Raw genomic sequence first — 12,713 nt, 5'->3', positions numbered from 1 at the left:
TCAATTATTTCTCTAATTAATTATTAATAATATAAACCATCAATGGAGCATATTATATATGAATAGCCTGCTTATAAATAAAATTAATGAAATAAAAAAAGAATACAAAAATAACAAATATGTTTTTATTCCCCAAAATGTTGTTATTAACTTAATAAAGCAATTAGGTGCTGAAGAAAAAGATATCAATACATTAATAGAATACGGCGATTATTTAGCACAAGATCCTACTCTTTCGTTTCGTCACTCTCGAACAGGACGCTACCTTTTTGATAATGACATAGAAACTATCTCCAGATTAGAGTATCAACCTTTTGTTCTCACTGAAGAAGATGGATTTATTCGTGAAGACAGTGGTGCGCAAAGACATTTTAGAGCACTTGATGATCGCTGGCAGAGCAATACAGCTTATCAAGCCTTGTTAAAATTAAAAATGCTATTAATTCAAGGTAATACATTTACTCCTCGTCACTTAACAGATCAACAATCGCCAAAATCAATATCAACTGTTTTTCATTTAAGATTAATTGCTCAACCAGACTCTTTAAGCGAGCTTTCAATTGAAGGAGTGCATAAGGATGGAGTTGACCACACCATGATTGTTATGATGAATAAGCATAATGTGAAGGATAATACTGGTGCTTTACGTGTCCATTCACCACAAGAAGCCATAGGAACACCTTGGCAAGAAATCAACCCTGAAAATGTGCTTTATGAGCACAATAATGCACAATATCTTGATGTTCTATTAATTGCAGATAATGAATTAAATCATAGTGGTACACCTATTTTTACTCATGATAATAAAAATCAAGCTTACCAAGACTTTATGGTTTTATTATCTCGTTATCCCACCGTTGATACTCACCCATCACATAAATTCGACTCAATGAATGCACACCCTGATTTACCCTTAACGCTTTATTTAAATCAGTCAGTTGCTTAATCATAAAATCGTTATTACATAAATTAAAATCGTTGAGCTCGGCTAAGTAACAAATCAATAATTAAGACAAGGTTTGATTCAAAGGACGAGCTTTCGATAGTGTCACAATGATAATTCACTGCATCGTCATAAATGGGGAAATGAATATCAGCAAGTTCAGCCAATGGATTGGCACTTGCGCGAGTAAATGCAACAATCTTCATACCAATACTTTTTGCTATTCTCGCCTTTTCAACCACTTGTTCAGTCTCTCCACTACGAGATATCGCAATAAAAACGGTATAGCGTGAAGCATTATTAATAAAGATATTCTTACTGTCACTCAATCCTGAGAGAAATGCATCCTTACCAATCAGCTGTAATCGCTTACTGATATATTCTGAGAATATATGAGAAAACCCTGCCCCATAAATAAAAAATGAATTCTTGCTGTTAATTAAATCAACAAAAGCGTGTCTTTTCTCATCTGAAATTAACGTGAAGGTTTTTAAATAATTCGCCAAAAACTGATCAAAAAGAGGCTCTGTTACCTCGTTTTCATCACTTTTCAATTGATGGGATTTTTCAGCCGTGGATAACAATTGTTTGCAGTAATAAACTAATTCACTATAACCAGAAAAACCTAATTTCTGGCAAAGTCGCATAATGGTCGTTGTCGAAACAAAATTGGCTTGTGCTAGCGCTCTGATCGTAAGTTTTCCAACTTGTGTTGGGTTATCAATTAAATAAGAGAGAATACGATATTCTGCGCGTGTTAATTCTGTTGCTCTTGAGAGTAAAGATGATAATCGTGCCGACATACCGGTTACCTTAATTGATACATCGTCCTTACCAACATAAAAGGAAAATGCTGTTCTGGTGATAGAACAGCATTTTTATTCAATTACTCGTTAACAGCAAGTATTCAGATCAAACACGCTTACCATTTACATAAGCTTTACGTAATTCAGGCCAATATTCTCGATTTGCTTCGATCATATCATCAAGGATCTTCTTCGCGTGGATCACACTTGGCACTGTTTTATTCAGTGTGAACGCCTCTAATGCTTTTTCATAGCTACCTTCAAGTGTTGCTTCCACCAATAACTGTTCTGATGCCAGTTGTTGTTCCAGTAAAGTACGGTGGAAACGAGGAATATCGCCGACACGAATAGGTTCAGGGCCGTGAGATGTGATATAAGCCGGTACTTCAACCATCGCATCATAAGGTAAATCAGAAATTGCACCTTTATTTTCAACAATCACCAAGTGGCGCTGACGTAAATCAAAAGCTAAAGAGCAAGCAACATCAACAATAAAGGCACCATGAACACCAACATGGAATGCATCGGGTAAAATTCCCGTCTCTTTATATTCTCGAGCAGCTTCAAACAGGCGTTTTTCACGACCATCCATCACTTCGTTTGCACGAGTGTAGTCAGGATCTTGATGTTCCACGATATAATTTGGCATCAAGTAGTACTGTAAATATGGGTTTGGAATATATTCAGGGAATGCTTCCATTAATGGCTGAATATGACGCCACGTTTTCACCCATGATGGATCAGAATGTTGTGGGTCAGTTTGTGCCGCATCTTCTGTCAAAAGACCAAATTTAGCGATATGTTCGCGTAATTCAGGCAGTTTTTCTTCACCTTTTACGCGTACTGAAGTAAACCAACCAAAATGATTTAAGCCAAAATAATCCACATCTAAATCATGACGATCCACTTTTAATACAGCGGCCATATTACGCATTGCCGCAACAGGCATATCACAGATATTCAATACTCGAGCATTAGGGCGTAGACGACGCACACCTTCAGCAACAATCGCAGCTGGATTGGAATAATTTACAATCCATGCTTTAGGAGAAGCATATTGTTCAACTAAATCGATTAGCTCAACCATTGGTAAAATAGTACGTAAACCGTAAGCAAGTCCCCCAGGCCCACAGGTTTCTTGCCCAACAACACCATGACGTAATGGGATTTTTTCATCCTGTTCACGCATTTTGTATTGACCCACACGCATTTGGGCAAATACAAAGTGAGCACCATCAAATGCAGTTTCTGGATCTGTCGTCACCGTAAATTTAATGGTATCGCTATGATCACGGATCACTTTTTCAACCACAGGTGCAATCGTATCTTGGCGCTCTTTATCAATGTCGTATAAACGAATTTCACTCAGTGGAAAATCCTCTAAACGTACCATTAAACTTTTTACAATTCCTGGTGTATAGGTGCTTCCGCCGCCTGCAATACTTAAGATAAAAGGTGATTTCGTCATCTTACTTTCTCCTATTAAAGTGCGGCTTCGACCGCTTCACGCATTTTTTTCACATGTAATCCATAAACCACTTGAACATTATTACCGTGGCGAACAACGCCTTTAGCACCGGTTTTTTTCAGTAGATCTTCATGAATTACATCGACATTTTTAACAATGACTCGTAAGCGCGTATAACAATTATCAACGACTTCAATATTGTCACGCCCACCTAGCCCTTCAATAATTTCTTCACCTAACTCATTAATATTTTCAGTTATTCCTTCAGGATTAGTGACTATTTCTGTTTTTTTCTTATAGTCTTCTTTGCTGTATAAACGAGTCTCTTCATCATCATCTTCACGACCAGGGGTTTTAAGATTGAGTTTTAAAATCAAGGTCCTAAAGATAACGAAGTAGAGAACTGACATAATCAAACCCACCACGATATACATAGGCCAATTTGATTTTTCAGTACCTAACGGCAAGTTATATAAAATGAAGTCAATGACACCATTTGCACCAATCGCATGAACACCTAATAGGTAGAACAACATCATGCCAATACCCGTTAATACGGCGTGAACCAAAAACAGAACAGGAGCAACAAAGAGGAAGGAAAACTCAAGAGGCTCTGTCACCCCTAACAAGAAAGAAGTTGCAGCCGCAGGAATTAAAATCGCCTTTGCCATCTGCTTTTTCTCTTTTTTGGCCACAGAGATCATGGCAGCAGCTGCTGCCGTTAAACCGAACATTTTAGCGATACCACGAGCATCCCAAATCACAGTGCTGCTGAGTTGTTTTACTTCAGGGCACGCCATTTCAGCAAAATAGATATTTCTTGCACCTTGGTAAGTTGTGCCACAAACATCAGTAACACCGCCTAGTTCGGTATACAAGAATGGGGTATAAACTAAATGGTGTAATCCCGTTGGGATAAGAATACGTTCTAAGAATCCATAAATCAGCGCACCAAAAGCACCAGAGTCATGAATAACAAGTGCCATTTTAGTAATACCTGCCTGAGCAAAAGGCCAGATTTCACACATTAAAACAGCGAGTGCAATGGTGAATGGAATAGCAATAATGGCGACAAAGCAGTGGCCAGAGTAGATAGCCATAATGCCGTTAAATTGGCGACCTGAATAACGATTATAAAGCCACCCAGATATTGAACCTGTTAAAATACCGGCAAATACCCCCATCTCAAGGACTTGAACACCTAATACCATGCCTTGACCTGCAGCTCGCATTTCTTCTGTGCTAACCAACTTCCCTTGCAGTGTTAGCGTAATATTCATAGCATTTGTAAAAATAACAAACACCACTAAGCCAATTAATCCTGCATAGCCTTTATCTTTTTTTGCTAAGCCGACAGGAATACCCACAGCAAAAATCAGTGCTAAATTGACTAAAATAGCAACAGATGATTTTGCGAGTAATTGTCCAATACTTTGAATAACCGGGTGATTTAGAAACGGAATATATTCCGCAAGATTGCCATTGCCAAAGACGTTACCTAAAGCGATATATAAACCAACAATAGGTAATATCAAGACGGGTCCATATAAGGATTTACCAAACGCTTGTAGGGCATTAATGAGTTTTTTCATACGGTATCTCGTTGTTGTTTTCTTACACTCATTTCCATGACAGCATCCTGCGCTGGCCTTAAATAAAAAGCAATTTATCCACTTGATTTAGAAACGGATTACGTTAAAAGTAACATGTTACTTTTTTTATTGTGAGCCAACGCATGGTGAATATTCAAACAGATAAAAAGGGGTTTTTAACGATAAGCTGTAGAAAAAGATCTGATGACAATAAAAAATCATAAAAAAACCGAGCTTACTGACACAAGGTCAATAAACTCGGTCTTAAGGCAGAAAAACAATATTAATCAGATAAAATTAGCCCTCGGCGGCTTCTCTTAAACGACGTTTAATATTGCTATATTCCGTTTTCACATAGTGTTCTGCCTGAGCCTGCTCCTTGATTGGCTCAACACATACTGCACAATATTTATACTCAGGTGTTTTAGTAATTGGGCTTAAATTTTCCGCAACCAGTTCGTTACAAGCACCAATCCACCATTGGTAAGTCATATATACCGCGCCTTTATTCGGTCTATCACTGACTGCAGCACGCGTAATTACTTTACCTTGACGAGAGCGTATCCAAACTAGCTCTTGATCTTTAATTCCTAGTTGTTTGGCATCTTCAGTGTTTAACTGAACATAACCTGGCTCATCAGCTAATGCCGCCAATGCTTTACAGTTACCCGTCATTGAACGGCAAGAGTAGTGCCCAACTTCACGGACTGTTGCCAGTACCATTGGGAATTCATCAGACAGTTTGTCAATTGGTGGCGCCCACTCACAGGTAAAGAATTGGCCTTTACCATTAGGGGTATCAAAGTTACCACCATCGTACAGATATTGTGTACCTGGGCTATCTTCTGTTGGGCAAGGCCATTGAATATAAGCCAAGTCCGCCATTTTTTCGTAAGTCGCACCATAATAAATTGGGCATAACTCACGCAACTCATCCCAAATTTCTTTGGTATTGTTGTAATGCATTGGATAGCCCATTGCTGTTGCCATCAGACTGATAATTTGCCAGTCTGTTTTCACATCACCAACAGGTTCAACCGCTTTATAGAAACGTTGGAAACCACGGTCTGCCGCAGTATAAACACCTTCATGCTCACCCCATGATGTTGCAGGGAAAATAACGTCAGCAATCGCTGCCGTTTTGGTCATAAAGATATCTTGGACTATCAGAAGATCCAGTTTTTCAAAGGTTCTACGGATGGTTGCTAAATCAGGCTCAGTTTGCAGTGGATCTTCACCCATTACATAGTGAGCTTTTAATAAGCCGTGATCGATATTGTGAGGAACTTCACTCAACGCATAGCCCACTTCATCAGGCATTGATTCAATGCCCCAGAACTTAGCAAATTTCTCACGTGCTTTTTCATCGGTAACGTATTGATAACCCGGTAGTGTGTTAGGTAATGCCCCCATATCACACGCGCCTTGTACGTTATTTTGACCACGAACAGGGCCAACTCCGACATATTTTTTACCTAAATTACCAGTTAATAATGCCAAACTAGTCAGTGAACGGACCGTTTCAACACCTTGGTAGAATTGAGTTACCCCCATTCCCCAAAGAATTGTTGCTGTTTCTGCTTTTGCGTACATACGCGCAGCTTCACGAATGATTTGAGCACTCAAACCTGTCGTTTCTTCAACTGATTCAGGTGTATAGCTTTCAACTAATTTGCAATATTCTTCAAATTGCTCAGTGTGATTTTCAATAAAGGATTTATCATGCAATCCTTCTTCAATAATCACATGTGCAATCGCATTTAATAACGCAATGTTAGAACCATTTTTTAAGCCTAAGTGTAAATCGGCTAAACGTGCTGTTTCGATGTAACGAGGGTCACATACAATAATTTTGGCACCCTTTTCTTTCGCCTTAACAATACGGCGAGCAACAATAGGATGCGAGTCTGCGGCGTTATAACCGAAGACAAATAGACATTTGGTATCCTCAATCTCGACGATTGAGTTGCTCATAGCACCATTACCGACCGAACGCTGCAGACCTGCAACCGAAGGGCCGTGTCAGACACGAGCACAGCAGTCTATATTATTATTTCCGATAACCGCACGAGCAAATTTCTGCATAACGAAGTTAGCTTCGTTACCTGGACCTCGTGATGAACCGGTTGTCATAATAGATTTAGCACCGTATTTCTCTTTGATAGCAAGCAGTTTGCTACTGGCAAACTCAATCGCTTCTTCCCAAGAAACCGATTCTAATTTTCCGCCTCTTTCACGACGGATCATAGGTGTTTTAAGACGTGGAGTCAGTATCTTAGTATCATGGATAAAATCCCATCCATAATACCCTTTCAGACACAGCTCACCTTGGTTTGTTAAACCATTGGCTCCTTCAGCGCCAATGATTTTACCGTTTTCCACCTTCAGGTAGATTTTGCATCCTGAAGCGCAATACGGACAGACCGTGATGACTTTTTTCATCAACATTGCTCCTGTGTTCATCAACTTTCAGGTTATTACCTGATTCTCTCCTTTATCTATGCAGAGAGTGTGCCAAATAAGCACGCTTTTTTAGCTTTTCGTAATACAATGAAAAATAAAGAAAAATAAATTTGATAAACTAATAAGCAAATAATGAATAATAAAATAACAGGGGGTGATCGACACTAATGACGATATTTATGTCGACTTTCGTTTCCATCAATATACGTTATACATAAGAACTTATAGCGAAAGAACATCTTTCATTTGATAAGAAATAACAATTGAGCAAATACGCCTTCTTATCTGCCTTTATCAAGGTCTTACCGTATATAATGATGACAACCTCCTAATATCTCTACCAATATTTCTATCTACTAAAACTATTTAAAATTAATAATTTTGATATTAATGTTATTCAAATAAAAATTTTTTAAACTTCAATAAAAAAAAGCACATAATACTGAACCTGAAAACAACATCGCGGTCATAAAGACCTCTACACCATACATTTTGATAATAATTGAACATGCAAAAATTAAAGTTTTTAAGGTTTTCGAAAGAAAATATTGCCCTTTTTTTAGCAGTCTACCTTGGTTTTTTTCTTAATCTTTCCGTTTACATTGGCCGATACGGCACACAGAATACAAACAACCCCCTCATTGATGCATTATATATTCTAGGTGAAATTGCCGTTAATATTGCTTTTACCTTCTTCCTATTACGACTTATTTCTTTTTTTGGCTCTCTTTTTTTTAAAATAGTCACCTCTTTTATTCTCGTCGTGAGTGTCTGTGCTAGTTACTATATTTCTTTTTATGACGTCGTCATTGGATACGGTATTATCATTTCAACACTCACCACCGATACCGATTTATCTAAAGAGCTGGTTAGCCCAAATGTAATTATTTGGATTATTGGCTTATCTATTTTGCCATTGGCGCTTATTTGGCTATGTAAAAAACCAGAGAAAAATCTCACGACTCAACAAAAGAAAAAAATCTGGATAAAAAATACGGCCAAAATGCTTGTGATCGCACTGGCTGTTTTTGCCTATTTGAAAACACTCGATTCAAGACAAAAAGCCTATGAAATAAAAAATAATTTGGATTTACCAAGTTATAGTGGCGGCTTAAGTTATGCATATTTACCAACAAATTGGATTATTCCATTATTTCAATATGCAATAACGCAGTATGACGATACGTTTAATAGCCAAAATATTTTTGATCCTGCCGAACACTTCACATACCAGCCATCAAAGGCTAATGAAGATGTGTATGTTGTCTTTATTATCGGTGAAACAGCAAGATGGGATCATATGGGATTATTAGGGTATGAACGCCAAACGAATCCTCTATTAAGCCAAGAAAAAAATCTTGTTGCCTTTAAAGGTATTTCTTGTGATACCGCAACAAAGCTCTCTTTAAAATGTATGTTTGTACGAGAAAACGGAACAGAAAGTAACGACCAACGGACATTAAAAGAGAACAATATTTTCTCAGTTCTAAAACAACTAGGTATGACATCAGAACTCTTTTCAATGCAAAGTGAATTGTGGTTTTACAATAAGCTTGATTTAAATAACTACGCTATGAAAGAGATGATGACAGCAAAAAATAGCAATTTTGGTAAAGAGCTTGATGACACTTTATTAATTGCTGAAACAGCAAATGCGGTTTCTCAGCATCCAAAGGGAAATCATTTAGTGATTTTACATACTAAAGGTTCTCACTTTATGTATTCACAGCGTTACCCAGAATCATTCAAAAAGTATCAACCTGAATGTTTAAATGTGGATGATGAATGTACTAAAGAGCAGTTAGTAAACGCTTATGATAACTCGATTCTTTATACCGACTATTTTATTGATGGCATACTCGACACATTACGCGATAAAAAAGCCATTGTGTTTTATACCTCCGATCACGGTGAGTCTATTTCAGAGAAAGGTGGTTTACACGGAACACCAAAAGAAATTGCACCACCAGAACAATTTAAAGTGCCTTTCTTAGTTTGGATGTCAGATAGCTATTTAGCAGAGCCTGAAAATAAGCAATTATTTGATAACCTAAAACGCAATCAAGATGCGGAACGCACGTTCTATCATCACAATATTTTTGATTCGATGTTAGGTTGCTTGGGTTATTCATCACCTGATGGTGGCATTAATAATCAAAATAACCTCTGTTTTGGTGATACACCATCAACCCAAGAATAATTTTTTTAAACTAACAATATTCTTTTAAGTTGATAGAAAAAATAAATTGATAGAAAAAACCCACGTTCAATATTGAGCGTGGGTTTTATTATTTAATTAAATTGAATTCTATTTTATTCCAAATCTTTTAATCTCAACTTAACTGTATCATCCCAATTTTTAATATAATCTTGACACTCTATACAACCTAAATCAGCCGCTTTTTTATAAAAAACTTTCGCTTTAGCAAAATCTAATGGAATTGAATGACCTAAAAAATATTCAGTTGCCAATGCTTTGTATCCATTGCTATATCCTGCATCACCAGCAAATTGGAAAAGGGTCATAGCCTTTTCAATATTATTAGCTTTATCATATATATAGCCTAGATTTACAGCAGATTGGCCTAAATAATTATCTTTTCTATCAATAGAACGTTGATAATATTTTTCAGCCTCCAAGCCGTTATTACTTTGATCATAGATTGTAGCAACCATCCAATTAGCATCGCTATTTCCATTATCTGCAAGTTTTATCAAATCATAAAATTCATCTGCTGTATTTGGCATATCAAGACTAAATGATGATAAAAAATCGGGATCATGTAAATAAACTTTATCTGGTACAAGAATATTAGCCATTATTTTTCCACTTAACATAATTGCCATACTAAAAAAAATGATTTGGCTCCATCTATTTTTTATAGCCATAAGTCACCATTATTAGGTAAAGTATTATTTTGTTGGGAAGAAATATGGGTATTAAATACAATATCTGAAATTTCAGTATGATGGCCATCATTCCATACAACATCGCTTGTTAATAAAAATTGATTTCCATTTTCATCTATAACGCCATTTTTCTTATAATTTAAATTTATTGATTCTATGCCTGAGCACTCAATCTTAATCAATTCATCAGCATCTGTTTTTCCATCAATATTTTTATCTATCCATAGATTTAAAGAAGACCAGATTATATCGCTCTTATCAATTCTATTATCTTGATTGATATCATATTGAGATAATGCTTCAAACCCGTGTTTTGCATAGCCCTCTGATATATTAGAAGTATTATTACCAAACATTTCATTCCCATTATCTATAACACCATTTTTATTTTTATCAAATACAAGGAATGCACTATTATTATCTATCCATCCTGTCGATTCTTTTACTTCATTATTATTATGATCAAAATGAATACTATCATCATCAGGTAATGTAAAAATCCCACTCTCTGTTAATGCAATAACTAATGGAGTTTCAGCTTCTTGCTGCTCCAGAATATACTCCTCTATTTTTTCAATAATTTTATTTGGTGTATCCCCCATTAGCTGCAATATATAGTCAGGATTATTCTCACCATTTTCCGTTAAAGCCAATAAATGGTTTATAAAATCAATGCAATTATTAGTTAGTAAATTATAGCTACTCGGGAAATGCTGATAACTTCCATTTTTTATTTGCTCAATAGCATTGCTAATACGGTCAGATATTTCTGGTGAATATAATGGAAACGTCATACTTGTCACTTTATTAGAGTCATATCCTTTAGAATCATGAAACGTTAGATTATCAGCGCCGCCTTCCATTTTAGTGTCACCAAGACCCCAGCCTATTGATTCGCCACTAAATTCCACCCAGACATGCCCAAATGAAGACTTACTTGTTTGATTGTTAATATCTGTATATAAAGTACCAGAAGGAGCAATGTTTACTTTTATAGTATCCATAATTGGGTAATGTTTATTTTTTATTTCATCACGTTCTATAAGGCCAAAATCTTGTCCTACATTATCCATTAATAACTTTCCTTGATTATAAAATAATCCTGTAAAACTAATTCTCTTTTATATAAAAGTCAAAAAAAATAAAAGTTATTAAATTTATTAAAAATACCGTTATATTATCTTAAGTTATAATTTTAAATAGAAAATTAAACCGCACTTAATATTTAACTTAAGTGCGGTTTTTGATTATCTAAATTACATTTAATTATTGATTAAAACTTGCATCGGTATAAAGTTGAGTGGCTTGAATATCTTTTACTGTTTTCGCCCCACCTAACATCATATTAATTTTTAATTCTTTATTTAAATGTTGGATAACTGAATTTACACCTTCAGCGCCCCCTAAATTTAATCCATAAAGAATTGGACGACCAACAGCGACAACATCTGCACCACTGGCTAATGCTTTAAAGACATGCGAGCCACGACGTACACCACTATCAAAAACGATAGGAACACGTTTATTTACCACTTTTGCAATCGCAGGTAATACATCAATAGTGGCTGGTGCGCTGTCTAATTGACGTCCACCGTGGTTAGAAACCCAAATAGCATCTGCGCCTGCTTTAATTGCCGTATCTGCATCTTCAGGTGATTCGATACCTTTTACAATCACAGGTAAGCCAGACATTTTTTTCACATACTGAATATCTGCTGGTGTGAAGGCTTGTTTAGCTTGAGCATAAATTTCGCTAATACCCGCACCTTTACCTGTTTTCGATTTGTCATCACTGATTTTTGCAAACGCTTCTAAGTTGGCAAAACCTAATGGGAATTGGAAGCTATTTTTAATATCATCTTCACGATAACCACCGACAGGTGAATCAACAGTTAAAATGATACCTTTAGCACCATACTGTTTTGCTTGAGATAAAATATACTCGTTAAAGGCATCATTTTTACTCATATACAACTGGAAGAAGAAAGGATAACCCGGTTGAGCATCTGCCACTTCTTTAATGGTTTTATTACCGTAAGTACTTAATGAAAAAATAGAGCCTGCTTTTGCCATACCTTTTGCTGTGGCAACTTCGCCTTGTTGATGTGCAAGCCCTTGAGCTGCCATCGGTGCCTGAATAATAGGCGTATCTAATTTAATACCCAAAAATTCTGTTTTTAAATCTAAGTCAGAAAATTCGATGCCTTGTAATGAACGAGGCATAATATATTTTTTATCAAATGCCGTCGTATTTGAACGTAAATTATTTTCGTCTTCAGCACCACCACGAATATAACCGAAAGCCCCTTTATCCATATTCGCTTGAACTTGTGCTTCCATCGCTTTTAGGTTAACTATTTTAATTGGGCCTTCTGCTGTACTTGCTTTATATTCAGCTGCTTGTGCAACGCCCACACTTAATGCCATCGCAATAGCGGTTGTTTTTAATAATTTATTTTTCATTTCTGATCCATTTATTAATTAAGGGATTATATCTATAATTTAATAAATTCAAATTTTAATTAAATTAT

General features: G+C 36.2%; 9 protein-coding genes. 2 read left to right on the top strand and 7 right to left on the bottom strand.

Translation table 11 applies throughout. The features are described 5' to 3' along the window. The first annotated feature begins 58 nt into the window (after positions 1-58). On the top strand, positions 59-946 hold the full coding sequence (locus DK866_RS12670; protein ID WP_109409206.1) for a 2OG-Fe dioxygenase family protein: 888 nt from the start codon (positions 59-61) through the stop codon (positions 944-946). A gap of 23 nt (positions 947-969) precedes the next feature. Here the strand turns inward: DK866_RS12670 and DK866_RS12665 are convergent, their stop codons facing one another. The 4 genes from DK866_RS12665 to fdhF form a co-directional block, all read right to left on the bottom strand. Continuing rightward, complete coding sequence (locus tag DK866_RS12665; RefSeq protein ID WP_109409205.1) at positions 970-1,746, bottom strand: MurR/RpiR family transcriptional regulator; 777 nt, start codon at positions 1,744-1,746, stop codon at positions 970-972. A gap of 109 nt (positions 1,747-1,855) precedes the next feature. After that, positions 1,856-3,217: a 6-phospho-alpha-glucosidase gene (locus DK866_RS12660; protein ID WP_109409204.1), complete on the bottom strand. Its 1,362-nt coding sequence runs from the start codon at positions 3,215-3,217 to the stop codon at positions 1,856-1,858. Positions 3,218-3,231: 14 nt separating this feature from the next. Continuing rightward, complete coding sequence (locus DK866_RS12655; protein ID WP_109409203.1) at positions 3,232-4,809, bottom strand: PTS transporter subunit EIIC; 1,578 nt, start codon at positions 4,807-4,809, stop codon at positions 3,232-3,234. Positions 4,810-5,106: 297 nt separating this feature from the next. Then, positions 5,107-7,251, bottom strand: coding sequence for a formate dehydrogenase subunit alpha (gene fdhF, locus DK866_RS12650; RefSeq protein WP_109409202.1), 2,145 nt, complete (start codon positions 7,249-7,251; stop codon positions 5,107-5,109). A gap of 529 nt (positions 7,252-7,780) precedes the next feature. Here fdhF and eptB point away from each other — a divergent pair. Further along, on the top strand, positions 7,781-9,472 hold the full coding sequence (gene eptB / locus DK866_RS12645) for a kdo(2)-lipid A phosphoethanolamine 7''-transferase (RefSeq protein WP_109409201.1): 1,692 nt from the start codon (positions 7,781-7,783) through the stop codon (positions 9,470-9,472). 113 nt (positions 9,473-9,585) lie between these two features. Here the strand turns inward: eptB and DK866_RS12640 are convergent, their stop codons facing one another. From DK866_RS12640 to DK866_RS12630, 3 genes are all read right to left on the bottom strand, one after another. Next, positions 9,586-10,161, bottom strand: a complete 576-nt coding sequence (locus DK866_RS12640; protein WP_109409200.1) for a tetratricopeptide repeat protein — start codon at positions 10,159-10,161, stop codon at positions 9,586-9,588. Beyond that, a complete protein-coding gene (locus tag DK866_RS12635; RefSeq protein ID WP_109409199.1) occupies positions 10,152-11,255 on the bottom strand; it encodes a hypothetical protein in 1,104 nt (367 codons plus the stop codon). Before DK866_RS12635 ends, DK866_RS12640 begins: the two co-directional genes overlap by 10 nt. A gap of 193 nt (positions 11,256-11,448) precedes the next feature. Further along, on the bottom strand, positions 11,449-12,645 hold the full coding sequence (locus tag DK866_RS12630; RefSeq protein ID WP_109409198.1) for a lactate oxidase: 1,197 nt from the start codon (positions 12,643-12,645) through the stop codon (positions 11,449-11,451). Positions 12,646-12,713 lie beyond the last annotated feature (68 nt).

Origin of the sequence: Proteus genomosp. 4 str. ATCC 51469 (assembly GCF_003144375.1) — a bacterium.
In the GTDB taxonomy this organism is placed as follows: Bacteria; Pseudomonadota; Gammaproteobacteria; order Enterobacterales; family Enterobacteriaceae; genus Proteus.
This window is presented reverse-complemented; position numbering and strand designations above follow the sequence as displayed.